Annotated in this window: 25 protein-coding genes; 15 read left to right on the top strand and 10 right to left on the bottom strand. The window is 65.2% G+C overall.

The features are described from left to right. The first annotated feature begins 9 nt into the window (after positions 1 to 9). The 10 genes from ACZ1DY_RS40410 to ACZ1DY_RS40365 all read left to right on the top strand — a co-directional run bounded on the left by ACZ1DY_RS40410 (position 10) and on the right by ACZ1DY_RS40365 (position 12,190). Positions 10 to 816: an ABC transporter ATP-binding protein gene (locus tag ACZ1DY_RS40410; RefSeq protein WP_465482796.1), complete on the top strand. Its 807-nt coding sequence runs from the start codon at positions 10 to 12 to the stop codon at positions 814 to 816. A gap of 34 nt (positions 817 to 850) precedes the next feature. Continuing rightward, the gene (locus tag ACZ1DY_RS40405; protein ID WP_465482795.1) at positions 851 to 2,050 is read left to right on the top strand and encodes an MlaD family protein; all 1,200 of its coding nucleotides are present in this window, start codon (positions 851 to 853) and stop codon (positions 2,048 to 2,050) included. Continuing rightward, a complete protein-coding gene (locus ACZ1DY_RS40400) occupies positions 2,047 to 3,417 on the top strand; it encodes an MlaD family protein (protein WP_465482794.1) in 1,371 nt (456 codons plus the stop codon). The genes ACZ1DY_RS40405 and ACZ1DY_RS40400 overlap by 4 nt, the downstream gene beginning before the upstream one ends. After that, positions 3,417 to 4,703: an MlaD family protein gene (locus tag ACZ1DY_RS40395; protein WP_465482793.1), complete on the top strand. Its 1,287-nt coding sequence runs from the start codon at positions 3,417 to 3,419 to the stop codon at positions 4,701 to 4,703. Before ACZ1DY_RS40400 ends, ACZ1DY_RS40395 begins: the two co-directional genes overlap by 1 nt. 77 nt (positions 4,704 to 4,780) lie before the next feature. Then, positions 4,781 to 6,040 (top strand): MlaD family protein, encoded by a 1,260-nt coding sequence (locus ACZ1DY_RS40390; RefSeq protein WP_465482792.1) that lies wholly within the window; start codon positions 4,781 to 4,783, stop codon positions 6,038 to 6,040. After that, entirely contained in the window at positions 6,037 to 7,296 is a 1,260-nt protein-coding gene (locus ACZ1DY_RS40385) for an MlaD family protein (protein WP_465482791.1), read from the top strand. Before ACZ1DY_RS40390 ends, ACZ1DY_RS40385 begins: the two co-directional genes overlap by 4 nt. Positions 7,297 to 7,306: 10 nt before the next feature. After that, the gene (locus tag ACZ1DY_RS40380) at positions 7,307 to 8,605 is read left to right on the top strand and encodes an MlaD family protein (protein WP_465482790.1); all 1,299 of its coding nucleotides are present in this window, start codon (positions 7,307 to 7,309) and stop codon (positions 8,603 to 8,605) included. Beyond that, complete coding sequence (locus ACZ1DY_RS40375; protein WP_465482789.1) at positions 8,602 to 10,881, top strand: MMPL family transporter; 2,280 nt, start codon at positions 8,602 to 8,604, stop codon at positions 10,879 to 10,881. Before ACZ1DY_RS40380 ends, ACZ1DY_RS40375 begins: the two co-directional genes overlap by 4 nt. 62 nt (positions 10,882 to 10,943) lie before the next feature. Next, positions 10,944 to 11,984, top strand: coding sequence for a peptidylprolyl isomerase (locus ACZ1DY_RS40370; RefSeq protein ID WP_465482788.1), 1,041 nt, complete (start codon positions 10,944 to 10,946; stop codon positions 11,982 to 11,984). Further along, entirely contained in the window at positions 11,981 to 12,190 is a 210-nt protein-coding gene (locus tag ACZ1DY_RS40365) for a hypothetical protein (RefSeq protein ID WP_465482787.1), read from the top strand. Before ACZ1DY_RS40370 ends, ACZ1DY_RS40365 begins: the two co-directional genes overlap by 4 nt. 3 nt (positions 12,191 to 12,193) lie before the next feature. Here the strand turns inward: ACZ1DY_RS40365 and ACZ1DY_RS40360 are convergent, their stop codons facing one another. Both ACZ1DY_RS40360 and ACZ1DY_RS40355 read right to left on the bottom strand, forming a co-directional pair. After that, entirely contained in the window at positions 12,194 to 13,351 is a 1,158-nt protein-coding gene (locus tag ACZ1DY_RS40360) for a LuxR C-terminal-related transcriptional regulator (RefSeq protein WP_465482786.1), read from the bottom strand. A gap of 92 nt (positions 13,352 to 13,443) precedes the next feature. Beyond that, positions 13,444 to 14,388 carry a 3-carboxyethylcatechol 2,3-dioxygenase gene (locus tag ACZ1DY_RS40355; RefSeq protein ID WP_465482785.1) on the bottom strand — a complete coding sequence of 315 codons (945 nt, stop codon included), beginning with the start codon at positions 14,386 to 14,388 and terminating at the stop codon, positions 13,444 to 13,446. A 379-nt stretch (positions 14,389 to 14,767) separates the two neighbouring features. Between ACZ1DY_RS40355 and ACZ1DY_RS40350 the strand changes: the two genes are divergently transcribed. Beyond that, positions 14,768 to 15,640: a lytic transglycosylase domain-containing protein gene (locus ACZ1DY_RS40350; RefSeq protein WP_465482784.1), complete on the top strand. Its 873-nt coding sequence runs from the start codon at positions 14,768 to 14,770 to the stop codon at positions 15,638 to 15,640. A 100-nt stretch (positions 15,641 to 15,740) separates the two neighbouring features. On the opposite strand, the gene ACZ1DY_RS40345 is transcribed toward ACZ1DY_RS40350, so the two are convergent. The 8 genes from ACZ1DY_RS40345 to ACZ1DY_RS40310 all read right to left on the bottom strand — a co-directional run bounded on the left by ACZ1DY_RS40345 (position 15,741) and on the right by ACZ1DY_RS40310 (position 22,696). Continuing rightward, on the bottom strand, positions 15,741 to 16,730 hold the full coding sequence (locus tag ACZ1DY_RS40345; protein ID WP_465482783.1) for a dihydrodipicolinate synthase family protein: 990 nt from the start codon (positions 16,728 to 16,730) through the stop codon (positions 15,741 to 15,743). A 92-nt stretch (positions 16,731 to 16,822) separates the two neighbouring features. After that, entirely contained in the window at positions 16,823 to 17,698 is an 876-nt protein-coding gene (locus ACZ1DY_RS40340; protein ID WP_465482782.1) for a VOC family protein, read from the bottom strand. A 7-nt stretch (positions 17,699 to 17,705) separates the two neighbouring features. Further along, the gene (locus ACZ1DY_RS40335) at positions 17,706 to 18,182 is read right to left on the bottom strand and encodes a cupin domain-containing protein (protein ID WP_465482781.1); all 477 of its coding nucleotides are present in this window, start codon (positions 18,180 to 18,182) and stop codon (positions 17,706 to 17,708) included. Positions 18,183 to 18,192: 10 nt separating this feature from the next. Further along, a complete protein-coding gene (locus ACZ1DY_RS40330) occupies positions 18,193 to 18,957 on the bottom strand; it encodes an SDR family oxidoreductase (RefSeq protein ID WP_465482780.1) in 765 nt (254 codons plus the stop codon). Continuing rightward, positions 18,954 to 20,432, bottom strand: a complete 1,479-nt coding sequence (locus tag ACZ1DY_RS40325) for a 4-hydroxyphenylacetate 3-hydroxylase family protein (RefSeq protein WP_465482779.1) — start codon at positions 20,430 to 20,432, stop codon at positions 18,954 to 18,956. Before ACZ1DY_RS40325 ends, ACZ1DY_RS40330 begins: the two co-directional genes overlap by 4 nt. Continuing rightward, the gene (locus ACZ1DY_RS40320; RefSeq protein WP_465482778.1) at positions 20,432 to 21,289 is read right to left on the bottom strand and encodes an alpha/beta fold hydrolase; all 858 of its coding nucleotides are present in this window, start codon (positions 21,287 to 21,289) and stop codon (positions 20,432 to 20,434) included. Before ACZ1DY_RS40320 ends, ACZ1DY_RS40325 begins: the two co-directional genes overlap by 1 nt. A gap of 145 nt (positions 21,290 to 21,434) precedes the next feature. Next, a complete protein-coding gene (locus ACZ1DY_RS40315; RefSeq protein ID WP_465482777.1) occupies positions 21,435 to 22,064 on the bottom strand; it encodes a GntR family transcriptional regulator in 630 nt (209 codons plus the stop codon). A 233-nt stretch (positions 22,065 to 22,297) separates the two neighbouring features. After that, positions 22,298 to 22,696, bottom strand: a complete 399-nt coding sequence (locus tag ACZ1DY_RS40310; RefSeq protein WP_465482776.1) for an SCP2 sterol-binding domain-containing protein — start codon at positions 22,694 to 22,696, stop codon at positions 22,298 to 22,300. 165 nt (positions 22,697 to 22,861) lie between these two features. Here ACZ1DY_RS40310 and ACZ1DY_RS40305 point away from each other — a divergent pair, with 165 nt between their 5' ends. Genes ACZ1DY_RS40305 through hcaB form a run of 4 tightly spaced genes read left to right on the top strand, consistent with a single transcriptional unit; the run spans position 22,862 to position 25,872 of the window. Continuing rightward, the gene (locus ACZ1DY_RS40305; RefSeq protein ID WP_465482775.1) at positions 22,862 to 24,241 is read left to right on the top strand and encodes a Rieske 2Fe-2S domain-containing protein; all 1,380 of its coding nucleotides are present in this window, start codon (positions 22,862 to 22,864) and stop codon (positions 24,239 to 24,241) included. Positions 24,242 to 24,246: 5 nt separating this feature from the next. Then, the gene (locus ACZ1DY_RS40300) at positions 24,247 to 24,765 is read left to right on the top strand and encodes an aromatic-ring-hydroxylating dioxygenase subunit beta (protein WP_465482774.1); all 519 of its coding nucleotides are present in this window, start codon (positions 24,247 to 24,249) and stop codon (positions 24,763 to 24,765) included. 13 nt (positions 24,766 to 24,778) lie between these two features. Continuing rightward, the gene (locus tag ACZ1DY_RS40295; RefSeq protein WP_465482773.1) at positions 24,779 to 25,051 is read left to right on the top strand and encodes a dihydrodiol dehydrogenase; all 273 of its coding nucleotides are present in this window, start codon (positions 24,779 to 24,781) and stop codon (positions 25,049 to 25,051) included. Between the two features lie 5 nt (positions 25,052 to 25,056). Beyond that, positions 25,057 to 25,872, top strand: a complete 816-nt coding sequence (gene hcaB, locus ACZ1DY_RS40290; protein ID WP_465482772.1) for a 3-(cis-5,6-dihydroxycyclohexa-1,3-dien-1-yl)propanoate dehydrogenase — start codon at positions 25,057 to 25,059, stop codon at positions 25,870 to 25,872. Positions 25,873 to 25,883 lie beyond the last annotated feature (11 nt).

The following is a 25,883-nucleotide window of genomic DNA, read 5'->3' as shown; positions in this document are numbered from 1 at the left end:
AGAGAAATCATGGTCACCGAGGTGAACGGCACGGCCGTCGACGCGATCGGCTCGGCAGGGCGAGTGCACACGATGGAGGTGCGCAACGTGCATAAGTCTTTCGGCAGCTTCGAGGTGCTGAAGGGGCTTAACCTGGAATTCGCCGATAATGCCATTACCACCATCCTCGGCCCTTCGGGGACCGGTAAGAGTGTGCTTATCAAGCATCTCGTCGGGCTGCTTGAGCCGGATCAGGGCGAGGTGATGATCTTCGGGCGCGACATCTGGAAAATCGACGAACGTGAACGTTACGACCTGCGGAAGCGTTTCGGTGTTCTGTTCCAGGATGGTGCCCTGTTCGGGTCCATGAACATCTATGACAACACCGCTTTCCCGCTGCGTAAGCACACCGATATGAGTGAGGATGAGATCGAATCGATCGTCAATCAGCGTCTTAAAGAGGTGGGCCTCGAACGGTCTTCTTACAAGTATCCAAACGAAGTTTCCGGTGGTATGCGCAAACGAGCCGGATTCGCGCGGGCGCTGGTGATGAACCCTGATATCGTTCTGTTCGACGAACCGGACTCAGGGTTGGACCCGGTTCGCACCAGTCTGCTCAACGACCTGATCCTCGGCATGCACCAGGAGTACCGGGGTACCTATCTGCTGGTGACCCACGACATCCGCACCGCACGCAAGGTCAGCGACTACGTCGGGGTCATCTGGAAAGGCAAGGTCGTCCATTACGGACCGACCGAGGAGGCGTTCAACTCTCCGGACCCGTTCGTTCGTCAATTCCTTTCCGGTGACTCCGCCGGGCCGCTGGGGATGGACTGAAGTGATGCGCAGAATTCCTCTCCTCGTACTAGGGGTGGCCACGCTCGCCGTCGGCGCGTTGGTCGTAATGCCGGGCGACGATGAATATTCGGCCAACGTGGTGCTTCCCTCGGCCACTGGGTTGATCGCCGGCAGCAAGATCCTCGTGAATGGGTTCGACGCCGGCCAGGTGGACGACGTGTCCATCAAGGACGGACGTGCCCACGTCACCATGAAGCTGGCCGAGGATTTCGCGCCATTGCACTCTGGGGCGTCGGCGAGCATCGTATGGAAGGCGGTGCTGGGTGAGCGGCAGCTGGACGTCCGGGACGGCCCGAAGACCAACCCTCCGATCCCGGCGGGCGGCACCCTGGACGGAAAGGTGTCCGACCCGGTCGAGATGGACAAGGTGCTAGACGCGCTGGATCCAGACACTCGTGGCCATCTCAGTTCGCTGGTACGGGGACTCGACCGGACGGTCACGAGCAACGAAGGAGATCTCCGGCAGACCGTGCGGACGGCGGGGCCAGCGGTAGAGGCACTCGGTGAGGTACTCCGCGCCGTCGGCTCGGATGGGCCGGCGATCAAGGATCTCGCCGGGCGCATGAACGGCATGGTCACCACGCTGGTCAACCGCGATCAGCAGGTGCGCGCCATCGTCGCCGGGTTGTCCAGCGCAACCGACACGATCGGGCGGCAGCGTGAACAGTTGCGCGAGGCGTTACGGAAGCTTCCCGGCACCCTTGGTACGGCGGAGAGTACGTTGGCCGCCGTGCCTGGCACGGTCGACAAGGCTGTGCCGCTGCTCGCCGACCTTCGCCCTGCCACCGATCGCCTGCCCTCCGTGGCCCGCAACCTGCGACCAGTACTGGCAGATCTACGGCCGACTGTGGCACAGCTGCGGCCGACCCTGGGGTCGCTCGGGACTTTGCTGCAGTTCACCCCGGGACTGCTCGACAGCGCGCATGGTGCGTTGCCCGGCACGAATTCCGCTGTGGCTTCACTGGCGCCTGCCTTGGACTTTCTGCGGCCCTACACGCCCGAAGTCGTCGGATGGCTGTCCAACTGGGGCTCCTCAGCCGCGAACTACGACAGTAACGGCCATTACATGCGGGTCAACATCCCTGCTGGGATCTCGAGTTTCGTCAACAACCCCGGTGTCATGCCGCCCGGGATGGTCAGTGACCCGTTCCCGGCTCCCGGCGCGATCGCCGGGCAGCCGTGGACCGATGCGTTCGGGAGTGGTGTCCGGTGAAGCGGTCGCGGAAGATCCAGGTCGTGCTCGCCACGGCGGCGGTAGCGACAGCGGTGGCCGGAACGTCGGTGACCAACACCGATTCCGGTGCGCAGCCAGGAAAACTGACCGTCGCCGCGGAGTTCACTGACGCCAGCCCGTTGGTCATCGGCAACGACGTCAAAGTCAAGGGCGTCACCGTGGGCGAGGTGGCCGACATGGTGATCCGTGATGCCAAGGCGATCGTCACACTGAAGATCGACGGAGCCGCGCTTCCTCTGCACAAGGACGCCCGCGCCACCGTGCGGCCGGTCAGCCTGCTGGGAGAGCGTTACGTCGACCTCGACCGAGGTACCGCATCGGCGCCGCTGCTGAAGAACGGTGACGTTCTCCCGGTCGGGCAGACCGGCCAGGCCACCGACCTCGACCAGGTGCTCAACACGATCGACGATCCCACAGGCCAGTCTCTCGCCGCGCTGGTCACGATGCTGGGCCAGGGTATGCAGGGCAACGGTGCCAACGCGCAGGCCTCGATCAAGGCACTCGCCTCGTCCATGAAGGACACCGATGGCCTGGTCAAGATTCTCGGCGAGCAGAACCGGCTGCTCACCGACCTCGTCGACAACGTGCAGCCGGTCGCGAGTGCGCTGGCTGCCGACAAGGGCAAGACGCTGAGCGATCTGGTCGACTCGTCACGGCAAGTACTCGATGTCACGGCGAGCAACCAGCAAGGGCTGGCCGCCACGCTCGCCGAGCTGCCGAGCACCCTCACCGCGGCGCGTGACACCCTCGCCGAGCTCACCGGAACCGCAAAGGCCACCACGCCGGTGCTCGAGGGGATGCGGCCGGCGACCGACGACCTCACCGCCATCAGCGACGAGCTGCGGAGGTTCAGCGAGTCGGCCGATCCCGCGTTGTCGAGCGCGAAACCGGTTCTCGAGCGTGCCGAGCGATTGATGGACGCCGCGCGGCCGGTCGTCGAGGAACTTAGGAAGGCAGGCCCGGGTCTGCGTGGCACGGCGGCAGGGGCGAACCCCCTCGTCGCCCAGCTGACCGGCAACATCGAGAACGTCCTGAACTTCTTCCGGTTCTGGGCGATGTCGACCAACGGGTGGGATGGGCTTTCGCACTACTTCCGGGGGCAGGCGATCATTCATCCGGAGCAGATCACCGGGCTGCTGCCGTCGGCGACGGGTACTCCGCCACCGCCGGCGATCCCGGGTGCGGGGAAGCCGCCACCGGCGTCGCCGTTGCCTGCGCTTCCCGGGCCCCTCGGCTCGTCGGGGCTGCTCGCCCCGGGTTCCCTCGTCGCGCCCGACGGCGGCGTGACCGGGCTCAACGAACGCCAAGAGAGCGGCGTTCTCAACTTCCTGCTCGGAGGTTCCTGATGGCCACCAGTCGGTCGCGCAAATTCCGCTCGGTGTCCACGGGTGCCGTCGTTCTCGTCGTGTTCGCTCTCGCGCTGCAGCTCGCGCTCACGGCGGACCAGGGTCTGCCGGGCGCGACTTACACACTCGTCGAAGCCGACGTCTCAGACGTCGGTGCGCTACGCCCCGGTGACGATGTCCGTGTGGCCAGTGTCCGGGTGGGCCGGGTCAAGAACGTCCGTTTGGTCGACGGCACGCCCCGGGTGACACTCCAACTCGACGGCACACGGGAGGTCTACCGGAACGCGGCCGCAGAGGCAAAGACCGTCACGGTGGCATCGCGGTCAGCCCTCGGGCAGAAGTACATCGCCCTGACCCCCGGCACTCCCCAGGCGGGCAAGCTCGGCCCGGTCGATGTCATCTCGTCGAAGCGGACCGCGGGGTCGCAGGAACTGAGCGAGCTGCTGGACGTCCTCGACTCGCCCACCCGGGAGTCGCTCGGTGCGACCATCCGGGAAGTGGGCGGCGGGGCCGGCGGGCACGCGCAGGACCTGCAGGACGCGCTCAAAGGTGCGCCGGAGCTGCTGCCCGACCTCGCGACCGTGTCGAAGGCCTTGTCGGTGAACGATGGTGCGGATCTGACGGCGCTGCTCACCGTCGCCAACCGGCTGTCGAACCGGTTCGCGGGTCGGCAACACCAGCTGTCAGAACTGCTCGGCCAGCTCGATACGACCATGCGGGCGGCCGCGGTGGATGAGGGAAAACCGCTCAACGACGTTATCCGGCGCGCACCGGGCACATTGCAGGCGGCCCGGTCCGGCCTGCAGGCACTGCAGCCGCCGCTCAAGGACCTGCACGCCGGAATGGCACAGCTCGTGCCCGGCGCGCGTTCCCTCGGCCAGGCCACCCCTGACCTCCGTGGCGTGCTTCGGGAGGCGGTGCCACCACTGGGAAAGGTGCCGGACGTCGGGAAGGTGGCCGAGCCCGCGCTGACCGACCTGACGAAGACCGTCACCGACGCGCGGCCCTTGGCGCCGCGCCTGACGCAAACCTTCGCCAGCGCCGACCAGTTCCTGCGGGTACTGGCCCCTTACGCGCCGGAAGTGAGCGGATGGTTCACGAACTGGGCCGCCGCACTCTCGCACGGAGACGCCAACGGGCATTTTCTGCGGTTGTACTTGTTGTTCAGCGAAGAGTCCGTGCTCGGACAGGGCGGCGTGCGGGATCCGCTGGTCGCCAGGAATCCCTATCCCGCACCGGGTGAAGCGGCTCAAGACGCCCGGAAGATCCCTGGAGGAAACCGGTGAAGGGGCTCTCATCGCACTCCCGTATGACGAAACGTCGTCCGGCGTCAGCGTTCAAACTAGGCGTTATCGTCCTCGTGGTGACTTTGCTGGCCGGGTACGCGCTGGTCGAGAAGGATCGTGTCGCGACCGCCCTGCGGTCGGGCGACATCATCAGCGTCCAGTTCGCCCAGAACTACCATTTGCAGCCGTTCGTCTCCCAGGTCAAGATCGCCGGTGTCCCGGTGGGAGTGGTTGCTTCGATCAGCCGGGCCGGAGACGGTTCGGCCCTGGTCGAGGTCAAAGTGGACGATGGTGTCACGGACAAGCTCGGAGCCGCACCGAGCGCCGCCCTGCGCCCGACCACCATTCTCGGCGGCAAGTATTACGTCGAGCTCGTCCCGGGGGGTGGCCGGTCCTCGTTCACCGGGACCATTCCGATCGAGCGAACCAGGATCCCGGTCGAGCTTCAGCAGCTCGCGGAGGCCCTGCAGCCTGACGCGGTGAAGGGCATTCGGTCCGCTACGCGGAACTTGGACGAAACATTGCGATCGGGTGGGGAATCGGCGATCGACCGGTTGCTCGCCGCCGCACCGGGCACACTCGAAGCGGCGACTCCGGTCCTGCAGGGCTTCCAGGGCACCGACCCGGATTCAGACCTGGCGAACGTCGTGCGCGGGTTCGAGTCGACCGCGCGCGTGCTGACGGAAAACCCCGGACAGCTCGACTCGATCGTGCTGAATCTCGATCAGCTCACGTCCACCCTGGCCAACCGGCGAACCGACGTCGCCACCGCGATCGCCGATCTGCCGAAGACGCTGGACAACGCGAACGACGGGCTGGCCCACCTGGGCGTCACTCTCGGCAAGCTGAGGGACACCGCGGACCCGGCGCGGCCGGTGGTTCGTGAACTCGGCACGTTCCTGAAGAACGCCGATCCGGTGCTGGCCAGGACCCGGCCGCTGCTGACCGATGTGCGTGGACTGCTCACCGACGTTCAACCGCTCGTCCAGCAGCTCGTGCCCGTCACGCAGGGCACCACCAAGGTCTTGGACGACGTCCGCGGACCGGTACTCGACCGTGTGAACGGTCCGATCATGAACAGGGTGCTGTCGCCTTTCAAAGGCACGGGCATCTATGCGGGCGGTGGCTCGGACCACCCCCTCTACAAGGAGATCGGCTACATGTTCGCGACGATGGACCGCGCGTCCTCGCTCACCGACCCGAATGGTGTGGCGGTCGGCCTCCAACCGGGCTTCGGCGGCGGCAGCATCGCCGGCACGCCGATCAACTTCGAGCAGTTGATGAACACGCTCGCCCACCTGCAGGGCGCCACACCGGAGAACAGGAGCGGCCGATGAACGCGCACCCGGGCCGGGTCCGACGTACCTGGCAGCGGATCTCGAGCGAACCGCGACTCAAACGCAACGTCTTCGCGGTGGTCGCGCTCGTGACCGCGGGGTTGCTGGCCGGCGGCTACATCCTCACGATGCAACAGGTCCGCGTCCCCTGGGACGGCAAGAACCGTTACACGGTCACTTTCACTTCCGCCCCCGCGATCAATCCGTCGAGCAGGCAGGAGGTTCGGATCGCGGGTATCGCCGTCGGCGACATCCGCGAGGCGAGCGTCGACGAACGCGGGCATGCGCGGCTCGAGCTGGCCATCGACGAGGAACACCAGATCTACGACAACGCCCGGGTCCTGTTGCGGCCCAAAAGCCCGCTGAACGAGATGTACGTCGAGCTGAATCCCGGGGGCCCGCCGGGCAAGCCGCTGCCTGAGGACGGTGTGCTTCCCGTCGCCAACTCGGTGCGTCCGGTGCAGGTGGACGAGGCGCTCGGACACTTGGATGCCAACACGCGGGAGGCACTGACCACCCTGTTGGCCGAATCGGACGTCGCGCTGGCCGGGGCGCCCGAACACCTGCCGAACGGACTCGACGCGACCGACCGGCTGGTGCGGAATCTGCACCCCGTCGTCACCGCTCTGCAGACTCGCAAGGAGACGCTTCAGAAGCTCGTCACCGCGTTGGGACAGATCGCGTCGGCCACAGGCGACGACGACGAGCGGCTCAGGTCGCTTGCCGAATCGCTCCAGAAGACACTGGCGACGGTGGGCGAGCGCAACGGGGACTTGGACGCCGCGCTCGCTCAGCTGCCGGACTTCACGCACCAGCTTCAGCAGGCCACCGGAAGCGTCGGCGCGCTGAGCGCGCAGCTGAACCCGGTCCTGGACAAGCTGCGCGAGGTGAGCGGGACCCTGCCCGGTTCCCTCGAGAAGTTCACCGGGACAGTCGACAAACTCGGGGAGACCGTCGACTCCGCGCGACCGGTCGTCGACAAGGCAGCGCCCGTGGTTCGAGACCTGCGTCCGTTCGTAGGTGACCTCGACGCTTCGCTCGGTGACCTACAGGGCGTGACCGGACGGCTGGGCCCGATCACAACGGCGGTGGTGCCGTACCTCGACGACCTCGGCGCGTTCGTCACGAACTCCCGGTCGATCACGAGTCTGCGTGACGGGACCGGCGGCGCGTACCGAGCCATCGCCCAGCTGTCGCCGGAAAGCATCACGGGCCTGCTGCCGCTGTTGCCCGCCCTCCTAGCCGCTGCTCGATAGGGAGTGTCCAATGAGGATTCCCAGTAGGCAGGTGCCGCACATCCGGACCTTGGTGCTGGCCGTGTTCATCGCCGCCTGTGCCGCACTGTTCGGGTACCTCTGGCTGAACTCCGGCGGCCGGCTCCCCGGCATCTCCAAAGCCGGGTACACCGCCGACGTGCAGCTCCGCACGGCCTCGAACCTGGTTTATGACTCCGACATCACCATTGCCGGGGTCAAGGTCGGCAAGGTCCAGGCGCTGCGCACCGAGGGCGACTTGGCGCACGTCACGATGCGGCTGGACCGGAACGCTCCACTGCATGAGGGCGTGACCGTCAAAGTCAGGAACAAGACCCTGATCGAGGAGACATACCTCGAGATCACCGATGGCCAAGGCCCCGCGCTGCCGAACGGTGTGGTCCTGCCCGCGTCGGCGGGCAAGGAGGCCGTCGAACTCGACGATGTGCTCACCAGCCTCGACAAACCGACGAAGGAGTCATTGGGATCGCTGGTCCGCTCGCTCGGCGCAGGTACGAAGGACACCAAAGAAGGGATTTCGCAGGCGATGCGGGGCCTCGGTGATCTCGGCCGAGAGGGGCATGGAGCGCTCGACGCGCTGGCGGCTCAGTCCGGGGATCTGCGACAGCTCACCGGCAACACCACCAAGCTGCTCGCGGCGCTCGACACCCGGCAGGGACAGATCGCCGAACTTGTGTCGAACGCCGAAAAGCTGTCTCAGGTGACCGCAGGCAGCGACGCCGAAATCCAAGAGGTTCTGCGGAAGCTGCCTGGCCTGATGGACACCGCCAAGAACGCGAGCGGCGGGCTGAGCCTGCTGTCCTCCGCACTCGCACCGGTCGCGAGCGGCCTGAACACGGCCGCGCCCGACCTCAACGCCGCGCTGCAGGAATTGCCTTCCACCTCAGCGGACCTGCGCGGCCTGCTGCCTTCGTTGAATGGTGTACTCGACGCGGCTCCCGGCACTCTGCAAAGGGTGCCCACGGTGGCTGCGGATCTGTCGACGTTCGTTCCGACTCTCAATGTCGCTCTTGGCGACGTGAACCCGATGCTCTCCTATCTCGTGCCCTACGGTCGCGACGTCGCGGCGTTCTTCACCAACATCGGCCAGGTGACGGCGCGTGGTGATGCCAACGGCAACGCGATCCGCCTTTTCATGGTCTTCAACGAGCAGAGCGTGAAGGGTTTGCCGGTGAACATCGACGCCGGTCCTCTCAAGAAGAACAACCCGTTCCCGGCGCCGGGCCAGTCAGCGAATCCCGGCCCGTTCACAGGGTCCTACCCGCGGGTAGAGAAAGATCCGCCGAAGTGAGGCGCCTGAAGCCGAGGAGGCCGTCCGTCAGGGTTCTGGCGCTGGCGGCGGCGCTGCTCGTGCTCATGGCACTCATCGGTATCGGCATGGGCAAAGCGCGCCTCGAGACCGGTGTCAGCTCGTTCCTTCCTGGCGACGACCCCGCCGTCACCCGCTTCGAGGAGCTGAGCCGGTCGTTCGGGGCCGACCCGGTGGTCGTCCTGCTCGAGGCCGAGGAGCCCAGGCTGTTACTGGACCAGCCGCACCTTCCGTCGCTGGTCAAACTCGAGGGCGAGTTCTCGAAGCTCCCCGACGTCGCGGCCGTCTACGGCCCGGGGACCGTGTTGAACCAGGCCGCGGGCCGGGCGCAGGACCTGATGGCCGAGCTTTCCGGCCGTCGTGACCGGCTGCGCGCGCAGGCTCAAACGCAGGCCAAGGAGAGCGGCTCGTCCGATGCCGCGGCGGTCCGAGCCGCCGACGCCGCGGTCGCCGCGTTCGATCAGCGGTACGGCAAGCTGCTCATCCAGGCACTGCCTGCCGGTCTGCCCACGTTGAAGAACCAGGCGTTCGTCGATGCCGTCGTCTTCGGCGCGGATGGGAAACCACGGCCGCAGTGGCATTTCGTGGTGCCGTCGGAGAAAGCCGCGGCGATCCTCGTGCGGCCCCGGCAGAACCTCGATCAGGCCGCCACCGAACGCCTCGTCCAGGGTGTCCGCGACGCGGTCGAGGCGGTCCACGTCGACGGGGCGAAAGTGACTGTGTCCGGCGTCCCCGTGATCGCCAGCGCGCTCGCCGACGAGGTTCGAGCGGAACTGCCCCTGCTCGGCGGTGCCGCTCTCGTCGCGGTGACCCTGTGTTTCCTCCTGGTGCCGTGGCACCGCCGACGGCACCGGCTTATCCCGTTGGCAGGCTCGCTGGCGGCTACCGCGGTAACCGTGGCGGCGTTCGGCTGGCTCGGCAGGCCACTGTCACTTGGGGTGGTGGCGTTTCTCCCGGTACTGCTCGGGGTCGGCAGCGATTTCCCGGCCTACCTGGCGCGGCGGGCCGATCGGCGGGTGGTGTTCGCGGTCGCCGCGGCCACCGCGGCCGCCTTCGGCGCGCTGGCGTTCGCGCCGCTGCCGTTCGTCCGGGATCTCGGCATCGCGCTCGGCATCGGCGTGCTGATCGCCTTCATGATCGGCTTGGTGTTCCGTCCCTCAGTCGCCGAACCCGAACCCGAACCCGCCGCGGGCGGAAGCGGATCCGCGAGGAGTCTGCCGGTGCGAGTGGGAGTGGGGTTGGTGGTGGCGGCGCTCGCGGTGGGCGGCTGGGCGACACTGCCGAAGCTATCGCTGCAGAGCGACATCGAGAGCTTTGTGCACGGGCTACCCGCGTTCGACGATGCGAAACAGGTTGAGCGGGTTATCGGTTCCTCCGGAGAGGTCGACATCGTCCTGCACGGCCCGGATGTCACCTCCCCCGAAGCGCTGGCTTGGCTTCGTCAAGCGCAGGACGTGACCGTTTCCCGGCACGGAGACCGCCTCCGCCCAGTGATCTCACTCCCGACTTTGCTGAACTTTCTCGGGCCCACACCCACCAAAGAAGAGATCGTCGCCGCGGTCCGGCTACTACCGCCGTACCTGACAGGCTCGGTCCTGAGGGCGGACGCACAGCAATCAGTTCTCGCGTTCGGCGTTCGGCTCGACGACGTCGAGAGCCTGATCGGCTTGCGCGACGATCTGCTGAGCCTGCTTCCCGCGCCGCCACCGGGTTATCGCTCCGAGTTGACGGGGCTTCCGATCGTCGCGGCACGTGGGTACGAGCTGGTGTCCGGCAATCGGTACTGGACCAACGGTCTCGGCATCGCCGTCGCCGGGCTCGTCCTCGCTGTGGTGCTCGCCCGGCGGAAGGACGCTTTGCGCGCGGTCGCCACCGCCATCCTCGCGACCGGCGCCGGTTTGCTCGGCATCTGGCTGACCGGTACGGCCCTGACACCGATCACCATGGCGCTGGGATCCCTTATCGCCGCCGTCGGCTGTGAGTTCGCGGTGCTGCTGGCCGAGGCCGAACGTCGTCGTGACCACGCGTTGCGCAGATCCGTGCTGCTGGTCGCCGCGGTCTCGACCGCCGGCTATCTGGCTCTCGCGCTCTCCAGGCTCGACGCGATCCGGCAGTTCGGTCTGCTGCTCGCGGCCGCTGTCCTGCTGTCCATCGCCGCGGCGCGGCTCGTTGTCTGGCTCGCACCCAGCCGCCCCCGGGCCGTCTCCGCCTCCGAAACCATTCCGGCAGCCGATCCAATCGTGGGAGTGACCTCATGAAGCTTGCCGCACTATCTGGCAAGGTCCGATTGCCGCGTACCCGCCGTGGGCGAATTCTGATCTTGCTGACGCTCATGGCGCTGCTCGGCGGAGCCGGGTTCGGTTGGTGGTCGTCGCGTGCTGACGAACTGCCCGAAGGCGTGGCTTTCATTTACGGTGATCAGAGTCTGACCGTCGAACAGCTGCACAATCGGATCCAGACCTTGAAAGCGCTGTACGGGGTGGAGCCACCGGATCCACAGGACACCGTCAAAACAGATGGATTCCGGCGTGATACGGCGAAGGCGGTCGCCGTGGGAATGGTGCTCGACCGGGCGGCGCGTGATCGAGGGATCGTCGTCGCCGACAAGGCCGCCCGAGATGTATTGACCCGGTTCATCTCGAAGCAGATCGGGGAGGGGCCGGACGCGAGAAGCAAGTTCGTGCAGGCTCTGGGCACGACCGGGACATCGGAGGACGCGGTGCTCGACGAGATCAAGCGCCAGCTCGCGGTTTCACAGTTGTTCGATTCGGTCACCAAGGGGACGGTGGTCGCCGACGCCGACGTCGCGGACGCGTTCGCCAACCGGAAGGCGCAGTTGGACGCTCCGGAACGGAGGCAGATCTCCAACATCGTGGTAGGGGCGAAGGAGGACGCCGAGCGGGTACTTTCCGATCTCAAGGCAGGCGCGTCGTTCGAAGCGCTGGTGGCGCAGCGGAGTCTGGACGGTGCTACGCGCGACAAGGGTGGCGACCTGGGACAGGTGAAGGCGGCGCAGCTCGAGGACGAGTACGCGAAGGCGGCGTTCACGGCGCCCGTCGGCGGACTGTTCGGTCCCGCGCAGACGACGCATGGCTGGAACGTCGGCCGGGTCCGCCAGATCTTGCCGCCTCAGCCCGCGGTCTTCGATCAGGTCAAGGACGAGCTGAAACAGCAGCTGGTGCTGGAGAAGGCGCTCGCCACCTGGCGAGAATGGCTTGGCGCGCAACTCGTGGGGGCGGACGTCCGGTACGCCGAGGCATACCGCCCCGTCAACCCGGCCGAACCGCCACAACAGGCGCCGGGCTGGTCTACGGGACAGGTCCCGCAGCAGGGACCCGTACAGCCTCGGCCGTCGCGATGATCGCGGATCTGACGATGTTCACGGTGGTGGGTGCGGCGCTGCTGGCGATCGGATGGTGGGGCCGCCGCGCGGCGGCCGAGAGGATCAGCCCCGCCCTGCCTGAACACGAGCGGCTGCGACGCATCGGAAAGCTACGTGTGAGCGGATACGCGCTCCAAGCCCTGGGTGGGGTGTTCATTCTCGCCGCGCTGTCGCGGCTCTGGTGAGGCTCAGGCGGGCGCGTGGGTTTCCCACGCCCGCTGCATGCGCAAGAACAATGAGACCGCTTCGGCTCGGTTCGCGGCACCCAGCTTGCGTAGAATCTGCTTGACATGGGACTTCGCGGTGTCCTCGGAGATCGTAAGGCGGTTGGCGATGCCGGCATTGGTCTTACCGTCGCCCATGAGCTTGAGCACTTCCAGCTGACGGGGGGTGAGCGCCGACTCCACAAAGGAGCGGGCCGGCACCGGTCCGGGCGGCGGGATCGGGTCACCGGGGATCGGAGTCGTGGGAAGGCCGGTGCTCAGTATCCGGTCCATGGCGGCGGAAATGTTCATCGTGAACTGGCCGACCTCGGTCCGCAGCGACTGGAGGCGTTCGACGAGCACGGTGCGCCTGAAGGCGATGCCAAGCCCCTGGGCGAAGGTTCCGAGTACTTCGCGGTCGAAGTCGTCGACCTGCCGACCTTGGACATGCCGGTCCGCGTGTACCAGCCCCAGGACGCCGTCGTCACCGATCACGGGAGCGACCACATAGGACTCCAGCCGGGCGGCCTCGACCAGGCAGGCGAGTCCACGGGCTTCGCGCTGCGCATCGGAGACGAGCAGGGCACGCCGTCGGCGCACGGCTTCGGTCTCGACGACCGTATGATCGAGTACCGGGGACTCCGCGCGGCCGATCCGCAGTATGTCCGCGGCCCAATCTGGATCACCTAGCACGACGCAGGATTGCGGCACCCACACCGATTCACGGATCTCGGAGAACAGCGCTCGGTCGAAGCCGAGCTGACACGCGGCCTGTGGAACGCACTCCGCGAGCTTGGCCACCGAGTGTGCGTCCTGTAGCCGGGTCAATGCCTCCTGCACTTGGGTATGGACGCTCACGCGAAGATCGAGCTGGGCTTGACGCAGGCGTTCGCGGACGTTGGAGACCGCGACGAACAGCTCGAGAACCTCGCCATCGCGATCGGTCGTGGCGAGCTCGCCGACTCGTTCGGCGGCTTCAGCCAGAATCTCCTGCGCGACGGAGAAATCATCTGCCACTTCCGGAGCGGGGTCGCTGCCGGACAGGGCCGAGACACGCGTGATGACGGCTCGGATCTCACGCAGAACGACTTTGGGAACTTGGTACCCGCGGGCGAGCCGAGGCGGAGTCAACGCTGACTTCATGATTTCCTCTCAAGCCGGGACGAGATACGCGGGAGGCCGGGCCCGCTCACGACACCGTCGTCGAACGCACCCGGCGTGCCGTGGCCGGAAAATCAACCGTCAGCGGAAATGGCGGTGGTGACGGCGAAACCCGCGACCCATTCCGGCACCGGCTCATAGAATCGATAATTCATCACATACTTCCCGCGGGCTGCCAGTGCGGCATACGCGGCGATCCAGGTCCGCACCTCGTGTGAGGAATTCCCGGCCTGCTCCGCGAACCAGGTGTTCTCCCAGGCGTCGATGTGCTGAAGCTCGCCTGCCGAGACCAGGTCGAGAAACTGTCCGTCCCACTCCGGGTTGATCGGACGCATCGAGGACGTGCCTGCTGCGAGGTCCAGGCCGGAGGCGATCACCCGGGCCTGCCGCCTGGCGCGCTCTTCGGGTGTCGGGTTGCGGCCGTCGATAAGGCGAGCCGCGACTTCTTCGGTGGCGTTCTCCAGTTGAGGCACTGGGGGATCGTGTGAGAGGCCACCAGAGCCAAGGAAGAGTACGCGCTGCTCGTCGAGTCCCGCGCTCGCGTGGCCGATCGCCGTGCCGAGCTGTCGGATGCGGCTGACGGGGCAAAGCGGCGCGGCGACAGAGTTGATGAAGACCGGGACGACCGGAACCTTGTCGAGCCCGCCGAAAAGGATCTCCAGCGGTTGGGCGAATCCGTGGTCGACATACATCCTTTCGGAGACCGCGATATCAATACCGGCAGCCAGCACGTCCCTGGCCAGAGTACGTGCCGATTTGGCGACGGAGAGTTCGCCCGCCGCAGTTCCGTAGTCGCCGAGCGCGGTAGCCCGCATGCCGACACAGAATTGTGGCATCATATCGTAGAAGAAACCATTGTAATGGTCTGGTGCGAAAAGTACGATCAGATCTGGGTTGAATTCCGAGATAAAACTCCGGGCCCGTTCAAAAGCGGCTTCCACGCGGTTTTCGACAGCCTTTGGTGGATGGTTGAAGCCGATCAGTGGTGAATGGGACAGGGCACATGCGGCTACGGGCACAGATCCACCCTCCTCGCGTTGTAGACATTGTCCAAGGCGGTCAACATGCTAGAATCTTAGCATACCAACCCCTGGTTTCGCGGTTGCGCGGAAAGGACCTGGCATGGCAGAGCCGATTCGGAATCGTAGCGAAGGTAGTCACAGGGCGCCCCGGGTAAAGCGAAGGCAGATGCGAGAGCGTCACCGGGCCGGGACCGCCGCCTACGCGGCTGTCGCGATGGCGAGCGTGGCCGTCATCGGAGGCGGGGTGCTGGTCGAACCGGTTGCGGACGGGCGGGCTCTCTCGAGCACCCCCATAGGCCGGACGTGGTCGGCCTTGACGGCGGAACCGGCTTGGCCGCCCGTTCCGATGAGTGGCCTCCCGGCGCTGCTCCCTGGAGTGACCGCGCCGCCGCCGCTTGCGGCACCCGCGGGTCACCAGCTCGGAGTTACCGCTGGAGAGGATCGAAGTGCGGGTATTCCGGCCACGGTTCTCGATGCCTACCGCCGAGCCGAGACCTCGCTCAAGGGTGCGAAGCCGGGTTGCCGCCTGACTTGGGCGTTGCTTGCGGGGATCGGCAAGATCGAGTCCAACCACGCCCGCCGCGGCGACGTTGATCCACATGGCACTCTGGTACGTCCGATCTATGGCCCCGCCCTGGACGGTTCGCCGGGCTTCGCCACGATCGTCGACCGGCGGACCGGGAAGTGGGCCCGCGCCGCCGGCCCGATGCAGTTCATTCCTTCCACCTGGGAAAAGTGGGGTACGGACGGTTCCGGTGACGGCAAGGCGGATGTGCAGAACATCTACGATTCCGCCGAGTCGGCGGGCCGATATCTCTGCGCGGGCGATCGCGATCTGGGGACCGGGACGGGACTGCGCGGCGCGATCCTCAGTTACAACAATTCCGAGAACTATCTGAACAACGTCGTGGCGTGGATGCGAGCCTATTCCGCCGGATCGTTCGCCATCCCGGATGCTCCTGGAAATACCGACCAGGATCAGCTGAGCGACGGTAAGAACGCGGGCGTTCCCGTCCGTCAGGCTTCGGCGTCCGGCAGTGGCGCCCCGGAGCCCGCGCCGGTGAAGCCCGCGCCCGCTGAGCCGGTCAAGCCCTCCACGCCTCCGGCGCCCGCGCCTGCCCCGCAACCCGCTCCGGCTCCGGCTCCGGTCGGGGGTCTGCCGGTCAGTGTGCCCGCCCCGCTCGACAGTGTGCTCACGGATCTCGGGCGGACGGTAGGCGGGCTTCTCGGCCCTCTCGGCGACTCCTGATCTCACGTGAACGCCCTGATGGCGCCGCCCCGGCTGGTTGGGGCGGCGCCATCAGGTCCGCGGCCCGGACGCGTTACACCCAAACGCGCCCGGGTGGGTTTCAGGAGGTCGAGCCGCGAACTTCGCCGACCAGTCGGCGCCAGCGGCGACCATTTTCACGTGCCCCTTCTGCATAGGCATCCGGGACGATGTGATACGGCGGACGTGCGGGACCCGCGGTGACGTAACCGGCTTCGTCGAAACGGATCTTCTCGAGGGTGATGTTGTACTTCGAGAACTCTGGAAAGTTGGTTCTCGCGAGGAACGGCTCGTAGGTCCATTCGATGCGGTGGGTGAGGTGCCGAGCCCTCTCGACGTCGCCACAGCGGATCGCGTCACGCAGGGCGAGCACTGGCTGTGGTCCGCAAAGGGCACTGCTGCTCCAGCAACCGAGTGATGCTTCCGGGTGCAGCGTTTGTGCCGAGAGCCAGTCGCTCTCGAGCGGCAGGAGCCGGATCCGGCCGGCGACCGCCGTCAGATCCGCGGTGAACTTCGGAGTGATCGCAATGTATTTCGCGCCGATGATCTGAGGCACTTCGGCAAGCTGGCCGTAGACCTCGGACGGGATCGGGCCCTTGAACGCCTCGGGGTTGTCGTAAAGAAGGATGGACATCTCTGGGAACAATTCCGCGACGTCGCGGTAGAAGGCCAGCAGGGCATCGAAGCCAAGCGCGCTCCACATCGGGCGGCCGAGGATGACACCCCGTACACCAAGATCACGTAGAAAATGGATCCTGTCGACGGTTTCTCTCGTATTCGGGGTGGTCGCGCCAATGAACAATGGCAGGTCCGGGGAGGTTTCTGAAACCGCATCCGCGACGCAGGCGGTGAAATCCTGCCATTCTTTCACCGTCAAGGTCGCCATCTCGCCGAGCGTACCGTTGGTGATGATTCCGTCCACACCGTCGGCGATCAGCGCGCGAATCATTCGGTCGGACTCGTTCAGATCGACGGTGTCACGTGCGGTGAGCCTGTCCGCCCCAGGCGATGCGGGGGTCGGCGTGACGGCGATGACACCGCTTATATCGTCCACACCGAATTTTTGCGACACACGGTCTCCTGTCTTGTGGGAAGGGAGATTCGCCCGGAGTCCGGGCGGGGGGATTCCCGATGCTCCGGGCGAATCTCGTCTTGGTGGAGCCGTCAGGAAGCGTGGCCGAACGACTCTGGCGGCTGCAGACCCCACGGGCTGAACGCCTTCGGGAAGTCCTCCCACACCACTGGGTCATTCCGTCGCACCCGCGGCATCTCGGCTGAAAGCTCGTAGCGGTTGCCCGCGGCCCAGAAATAGGTGTAGACATTTCCGCCGACACCGTGCCTGCCGGGGCCGACCTCGATCGGTACTCCGTGCCGAGCGAGTTCGTCAGCGGCCAGCTTGAGGTGGTCGAACGACTCCATTCCGAGTGCGTAGTGGTGCAGCGACTTCCCCGCCTCGGGAGTGGAAATGACGGCGATGTCGTGATGCAGCGTGCTGGCCCGGCACCAGGCCGCGCCGATCACCCCGGGTGCCGGGGCGAAGATGTCGGAGACCTGGAAGTCCAGCAGTTCGACGAGGAAGTCGACCAAGGGTTTGGGGTCTTGGGCCTGGACGGTGATGTGGTCGAAATCCAGAGCCCGGATCCCGCCGCGCCGGCCGGCCTTCGACGGATGAATGTACTGCGGACCGGATGAAAGCAACGCCAGTTCCATGACATGCCCGGAAGGCGCTTGGAACTGCAGAGACTGGACCACTCCGGGGTGTTCGTCAGTACGGGTCTCGGCCTTGACGCCCGCTTCGGCGAGGCGTCGCGCGTACCTGTCGAGATCCGCGACGTCGTCGACACGCAACGCGAACTTCCGGACCCCGGTCCCGCCGGAGGTCAGTACCAGGTCGCAGCTTCCGTCGACACCGACCGAGAGCCGTACCGCGCCGTCGGAGCGGCCCAGTTCCTGCATACCCAGGACGTCGGTGTGGAAGCCGATCGCTTCATCGAGGTCGGCGACGGCGAGTTCGGCGTGGGCCACCTGTGAAATACCCATCGGTGGATCAACTCCTGTCCATCTTGTCGTACGGGATGTTCCCGGCGCTTTCCCGCCGGTTGATACCGAGGGCATCGAGCTGCCGCGAGTTTTCTACGAGGATCATGCGGACCAGCCCCGCGCCGTCGTTGTAGTGCCGGTGCCACACCCACGGCGGGGTGTAGACGAAGTCCCCGGCCGACCACCGCAGGACTTCCGGACCGATCTCCGAGTAGCCTGCCCCTTCCAGCACACAGTGCACGGACTCGTGCAAGTGACGCTGAAGGTCGGTCGCGGTGCCGGCCGGGATCTCCTGGAGGTAGAACTCCATCGACTTCGCCGGCACGTCTGCCAGCACGCCGACCCTGCTCGGGTTGCCTGTCACTTCCTCTTCGAGCCATCGTGCGGTCGCCGAGCGGGTGATCAGATGTTCGGGCATCGATCGTTCTGGATCATAGTCCTTCATCTCGTGGAGTTTGTGCATCCACTGGTCGAAGTTCGTCATGGTTCTCCACCTAGGTCGAGGTCATCCCGCCGTCGATGACGTGTGTCTGTCCCGTTTGGAATCCGGTGTGGGGCGAGCAGAGGTGGGCCACCAGCTCGCCGACCTCCCGGGGGCGTCCCCACCGGCCGACGGGCAGTTCGTCCGCCAGCTGCCGTCGTTCCAGTTCTTCGACTGCGACGCCCGAGGCGGCCGCGCGGGTCGCGACCAGCGAACGACGTCGCGGTGTATCGATATGAGCGGGGGCGACCACGTGCGTGGTAACCCCGTGCGGTGCGACCTCCGCGGCCAGTGATCGCGCGAGGGCGGCGACACCCGCCCGCATCACATTGGACAGATGCAGCAGTGGCAGGGGCTTCACGACGCCGACCGAGGTGATGTAGATGAGCCTTCCCCACCCGGCCGATGTCATCGCCGGCAACACCGCACTCGTCAGACAGATCGCGCTCTCGAGAAGCAACCGGTAGGCCGAATCCCAGTCTTGCGCCGAGAGGTCAGCGGCCGTCGCCGCCCGGGTGCCGCCGGTGTTGGACACCAGGATGTCGATGCCTCCGAGCGACTCACTCGCGGCGGTCGCCGCCTCGGTCGCGGCGCCGGGCTCGGTGAAGTCCGCGATCGTCCAGCCCGCCGCACCGATCTTGCGCGCGATTTCGCCGGTGTGCGGCCCGGTTCCAGTGATGAACACTTCCGCTCCACGTTCGCGCAGCGAGGTCGCGATCGCGGCTCCGAGCCCGCTTGACCCGGCGGTCACGAGTGCCCGGCGCCCGTGAACCGTCATGCTGCGGAATCCTCCGTGGTATTGCCGGGCAGTACCCCTGATTGCTTGATCGAGCTGGCCAGTAGCCCGTCGACCAGGCTGAGAGGCTCCGTCCAGTCGTATTGGTTGAACTGGGTGTTGACACGGAGGAACAGCGGGTCACCCGCGTAGAACCGCTCGTAGAGTTCGTGGCGGCCACCGAAGGCGGAGACGGCGAGATCGGCTGCGATCTTGTAGATCGCGATGCGGTCCAGGCTGTTGGTCTCCGGTCCGCGATAGAAGCGGGCGATGTCTTCGGCGATCGGCGAGTCGAACGCGCTCACGTCGGCGGGCTGGTAGAGCAGGCCGCCGGCGAGGATCTGTTGCAGGATCTCCCGCACTCGCGGGTACCAGCGGTTCCCGGAGTTGCGAATCGCGTAGAGCGGGCGTACATCGGGGAACAGAATTCCGTCGGCGCCGTGCCGTGCGCCGGCTTCGGACGCGTGAACGGCGGCCCTGGTCAATTCGATATAGGTGGTGATCTCGCCAAGCGCGTCGCGGACCTGCGGGAACTGGTCGGTCTTGACGACTTCCGTGGCGCGTTTGGTCAGGCCGGCGACGAACTGGAGTTTGGCGAGCAGCCGGACCGAGGTCTGGACGCCGGTGAAGGCATTGGAGTTGATCGCCCAGATGTTGTTGACCCGTTCGTAGTCCTGGTTGATGAAGACTCGTTCCCAGGGCACGAGAACGTCATCGAACACGACCACGGCGTCCATCTCGTCGAACCTGCTGGACAGCGGGTGATCGAATCCGTTTCCGCCGCCGAACGGCTCGCGGCAGATCAGCCGGACGCCCGGCGCGTCGGTCGGGATGGCGAACGCGATGGCATAGGGCTTTTCCTCGGCAGCGTACTTCCTGAGCGAGAACGGCCAGACGAGGATCTCGTCAGAGTAGGGCGCCGCGGTGGCCAGCATTTTCGCGCCGCTCACGATGATGCCGTCCGGGGTCTCGCGTTTCACGCCGAGATAAGTGTAGGGGTGGGGCTGTTGTGACGGAGGCTTCGAACGGTCGACCGGTGGGTCCGCCAGCGCGTGGGACAGGAACAGGTCGTTGTCGCGGACGTACTTGTAGTAGGCGCGCACCCGGTCGGCGCCCTCCCCGAAGAACTCTGCGTTGGCGTTCCACGCCACCAGCATCGCGCTGACGAAGTCTGTACTGCGCCCCATCATGCCAAGACTGGAATCCGCCCACTGCTTGTGCATGACACGGCGAAGTTCGAGGTCCGCCGCGGTGCGGGGCATCAGGAACTGCACTCCGGCCGAACCGTCACCATCGCCGGGCGTGAAGAGCAGGTTGTTGTCTTCGAACTGCAGATCGTAGAGGCGGGCGATCTCGGCCGCGGCGCCGGACGTCGCCTTGTGCCCGGCAACGTCGGTGATCTTCTCGGATCCGACCCACAGTTCGGGACTGTGCGTGCGCAGCCGGTCGAGATAGCCGGCGCCGTTTCGTGCGGTCATCACTTTCCTTTCAGGAACTTGGTGTGGGTCTCATTGAACTGGTCAGGCTTCTCCCATTGGGGCCAATGACCCGCGCCTTCGATGATTTCGAGCCGACTGCCGGGGATGAGCTCTTCCAGTAACGACGCCTCGTCGACGGACGCCGTCGGGTCATGGTCGGTCCACAGCAGCAGCGTGGGCGCCGCGATGTTGTGGCACCACTGCGGGGACCAGATATACGGGCGGCGGTGTTCCCAATCTTGAACCGCGAGGATGTTGCGCATCGCGTTTTCGAAGCCCGGTTGGCTGTAGATCCGCAGCCGCAATTCGACGAGTTCATCGGTGACCAGGCTCTTGTCGTGAAAGAGCCATTCCACTCGAGTGCGTACGGTCTCGCGGCTTGCCTCACGGACCGCCTTCAGGCTCGATTCCTTCAGGCGTTCCATGACTTCGGGTTTGTTCGTGACGTTGCCGGGCGTGTTGAGTACCAGTCGATCGACCCGGTCAGGGTGATGTGCCGCGGTCCAGGCTGCCACCCAGCCGCCCAGTGATTCGCCCGAAAGATGCGCTTTATCGATCTCCAGCGCGTCCAGCAGTGCGATCAAATGGTCGCTCAGGTAGTCGATCGTATAGGGCCGGTCGGGCTTGGCCGAGTATCCGTGTCCCGCCATGTCGTAGAGGACGATCCGAAACGTCTTCGCGAGGTCGCGGAGGTTGCGGGAATACGCCTCGAGGTGCCCACCCGTTCCATGCACCATGACCAGAGTCGGACCGTCCCCGGCTTCGACCACCCGGGTGGCGACGCCACCGGCGTCCACCGTTCGCTGGCGAAGGTCGACTCCGGTCAAGTCGCCCCAGATGCTCACGTGCTGCTCCACGGCACTCCTTCCTGTGTCAGGCTTCCATATTGGCATACTAGAATCTCAGGGGCAACCGTCAGGTGACGAAGCCTTCGCTGGGTGACGAAACAGAAATCGGGTGTCATGGCCGTGTGGTCATGACACCCGACTGTGGCGTGAGGGGCTACACTTCCACGAACTTCCAAAATCGTGAAACATGTTCCTCCATGAGCCGTCCCGCGTGCTCCGCGTCCCCGCGTCCGATCGCCTTGGCGATTTCGGTGTGCTCGGCCTGTGCCTTCGTCAGGTCCGTGCTCAGTCGGTTCTTCTGAAGGTAGAAATCGTTGAGATCCCAGGTGTCCATGGCCAGTTCGGCGAGCCGTTGGTTTCCGCTGGCTGCCAGGACTGCCGAGTGGAAGTCCCGGTTGGCTCCGGCGAATGAAATCGCGTCGTTGCGTTTTGCCGGGCCGGCGCCTCGTTGCAGCATGTCCTCGATCTCGGCGAGCTGGGCGTCGGTGGGCATGGTCGCCGCGAGGCGCGCCCCCGCCCCCTCGAGTATGCCAGCCACTGCGAAGTGGTCGCGCACTTTGTGCTCGCTGGGAATCGCGACCTGGCAACCGACTTGCGGAATGATCGAGATGAAGCCCGCGGTGGCCAGCCGCATCACCGCATCCATTACGGGCCGACGGCTCACGCCGAACTCGGCCGCCAGTTCGTAGGTACTGAGGATTTCTCCGAACTGATATCGTCCCTCGAGTAATTGTGTGAGTAGCGCGCTGTAGATCTGGTCCGTCTTGTTGACTGTCGCGATCATGGGCATGGGTTTACCCGGCCCTTCGGTGTGGGAAGGTCGGTTCCTGTGTACTGGAGATCACTCAGAGATTCTAGCGTGTCAGTGGGTTGACTGAGAGTGATTTGCGGTACAGGCCGGATGAAACGGTCCACATTAGGCTGATTGCGCGGGGTGGAGTCGACCAGGTGGTGGCGCCCCTGGAGCCGAAGTGTGCTGACTTCGGCTCCAGGGGGATCGCGGCTTCAAGGCCTCGGTCAGCCGACCGACCAGTCGGTGTCGTCGACCTGTCCGAACATCAGCATGGCGGCCTCCAGGCCGGGCAGATTGCTGAGTGCCACTGACATGGCACCTCGGAACTTGACCTTCCTCGTGACCATCGCCTTCGCCGCGGGCAGTTCCCCGGCGCCGAGGCGCTGCCAAGTCTCGACCTTCGCCGTGAGCACGAAGTCGGACTTCACGCCTTCGACCGGCGCGCCGGCGCGCACGACTTCCCCTTCTTTGACCTCGATCTGCCCCGCGCGGGTTTCGTCCTCGGCGAGTCGGTACTCGACGAACATGCTCAGCTTCTTGAGGCCCTCGCGGGTGGCCTCTGTGGAGTTCCAGATCTCGGCGTAGGCCTTCATCCACTCCGGCGACAGGACGGGTGTTCCCATGTGAGCTCTCCTTCGGTTCGCCTCCGCGGCGGCCAAGTAGGGTTTGACAACTCCGGTAAAGATACTAGTATCTTAGAAAGCCAGTCAAGCTGTCGACGCGGACCCGCTCCCCGCTGGGCCGCGATTTTCGGAGGAGACAAAGATGTCTGACACCAAGGCGGCCACATGTTGAGGGACGAACTTCGGCAGATTCTGGAGAAGGGGCTTCGCGACGTAGAAGCCGACTGGACCGTTCCAGCCGCGATTATCAACGATCCAGAGATGCATGACGCGGAGCGCGAGCGGGTATTTGGTCGATCCTGGGTCTTCCTTGCGCATGAAAGTGAGATTCCGGAACGCGGTGACTACGTGGTCCGGTACATCTCGGAGGATCAGTTCATCGTCTGCCGGGACGAGGACGGTGAGATCCGCGGCCACCTCAACAGTTGCCGCCATCGTGGCATGCAGGTGTGCCGCGCCGAAATGGGAAACACATCGCACTTCCGCTGCCCCTATCACGGCTGGACGTACAACAACAAGGGCAGTCTGGTGGGTGTTCCCGCTGGTCGGGAGGCGTACGGCAACAAGCTGGACAAGTCCCTGTGGAAGCTGAAGCCGGTTCCGAAATTGGGAACCTACAAGGGCCTCATCTTCGGCTGCCTGGACCCGGAGGCACAGTCTCTCGAGGACTACCTCGGCGACATGAAATTCTACCTCGACATCGTTCTGGACCGTAGTGATGCCGGGCTGGAGGTCGTCGGCGCCCCGCAGCGCTGGGTCGTGGACGCGAACTGGAAACTCGGCGCCGACAACTTCATCGGCGACGCCTATCACACGATGATGACGCACCGGTCCATGGTGGAACTCGGGCTCGCGCCGCCGGATCCGAAGTTCGCGCTCTACGGCGAACACGTGCATACCGAGAACGGCCACGGGCTTGGCATCATCGGCCCACCGCCCGGTATTCCGCTCCCTGAATTCCTTGGCATGCCGGAGAATATCGTCGAGCAGTTGCAGCGCCGGCTTTCTCCGGAACAGGTCGAGGTATTTCGGCCGGTCGCGTTCATCCACGGCACCGTGTTCCCGAACCTGTCGATCGGCAACTTCCTGATGTCGAAGGACCACGTTTCGCCGCCCACGTCTTTCCTGACCCTTCGGCTCTGGCATCCGATCGGCCCCGACAAGATGGAGGTCATGTCCTTCTTCTTGGTCGAGAAAGAGGCGCCGGACTGGTACAAGGAAGAGAGCTATCAAGCTTACGTTCGAACCTTCGGCATCTCCGGTGCCTTCGAACAGGACGATGCTGAGAATTGGCGGAGCATTACCCGCGTGCTCGGCGCTCAATACGCGAAGACCATGGAGCTCAATTACCAGATGGGTCGTGGTGTCTACGAGCCCGATCCCGACTGGCCCGGACCGGGTAAGGCGTTCCCGATGGACTATGCCGAGGCGAACCAGCGCAACTTCATGGAGTACTGGATGCAGTTGATGGTCACTGACCCGGCGTCGCGCAACGGCAAGGTCCCCGCCGCCGCCGCCGAGGCGCTCGCACGGGCGGAGGCGTAGAGCCGATGTCCACTGTAACGGAAGTCACCGACAGCACGATTCGCGAAGTCACCGATTGGCTCTTCGCCGAGGCCGAACTCCTCGATGGTGGCAGGTATCGGGAATGGCTGGACCTGATCGCAGCAGATCTGTCGTATGTCGTGCCTCTGCGCGTCACTCGTGAGCGTGAGGCCGACTCGGACATCGTCGAGGGAATGACCCTTATGGACGATGACTGGGACTCGATGGAAATGCGTGTCCTGCGGCTGGAGACCGAATACGCGTGGGCCGAGGATCCGCCTTCTCGTTCGCGTCATTTCGTCACGAACGTGCGGGTCGCGGCCGGCGAGTCGGCGGACGAGGTGGCGGTGAAGTCCAACTTGCTTCTCTATCGCACCCGTGGAGACGTCCCGGTGTTTGACATTCTTTCCGGTGAGCGACACGACGTGCTCCGCAGGGGGGAAGCCGGTTTCCGGCTCGCGAAACGGGTAGTCGTACTGGACCAGACCACAATCATGACTCATAACCTCGCTCTGATCATGTGACGGAGGCTGTTCGGTGACGATCATCAACAATGAGGGCCAAGACCCGATCATTCAGATTGCGAACGAGTTCACGGTGATTCAGGTCAGCTATACCACTACTGGTCAGCGTGAACGCCTCCTCATCAACTCCCCCCGGCTGGGGTTTCAGACCCTGCTGGACCCGCTGCAGCTGGAAAGCCTTACCTGGCAGACGCCGGAAATGTATTCGAAGCTGCTTGACACCCCTTACGGACCCGGTGTGAAGCTCGACGCGCGTCCGTTGTCGGCTCTGTTGGGAAAGGACTGATTCACTTGGGTTTCCTGGACGGAAAGGTGGCACTGGTCACCGGTGGTGGGTCGGGTATCGGCCGTGCTGTCGTCGAGCTGTACGTCAGCGAAGGGGCCAAGGTCGGGGTCCTCGAGATCTCTCCGGACAAAGCCAGGGATCTGCGGGAAAAATTTCCCGACGACGCCGTCGTCGTCACGCAAGGCGACGCGACGTCGATGTGGGACAACGAACGCGCCGTGGCTGATGTGACCGAGGCGTTCGGCCCACTGACCACACTTGTGTGTGCGGTGGGGGTGTTCGACTATTTCACCGAAATACCGCAGTTGCCGAAGGACAAGATCGGTGAAGCGTTCGACCAGCTATTCGCCGTCAACGTCAAAAGTAACCTTCTGAGCGTGAAGGCGGCGCTGGATCAGCTTGTCGAGAACCGAGGGCAGATCATTCTCACCATTTCCAACGCCGGGTTCTACCCCGGCGGCGGTGGCCCCCTCTACGTATCGTCGAAGTTCGCTGTCCGAGGTCTGGTGACCGAGCTGGCGTACGAACTCTCGCCGCATGTACGGGTCAACGGGGTGGCGCCCGGCGGGACGATCACGGATCTGCGCGGAATTCCCGCGCTGTCAAGCGAAGCTCAGTCGCTGAAGGACGTCCCGGACATCGAGGGATTGATCAAGGGGATCAATCCGCTGGGTATCGTTGCCCAGCCGGACGATCACTCCTGGGCTTACGCGTTCCTCGCCGCGAAGGAACGTGCACCAGCGGTCACCGGCACGATCATCCACAGCGACGGCGGCCTGGGTGTGCGCGGGATGACGCGCATGGCAGGACTCGAACCCTGAGCCTGCCCGCA

Source organism: Amycolatopsis sp. PSD-21 (genome assembly GCF_055561455.1).
Note: the sequence above shows the minus strand (reverse complement) of the source record. Positions and strands in the feature narration are given on the sequence as shown.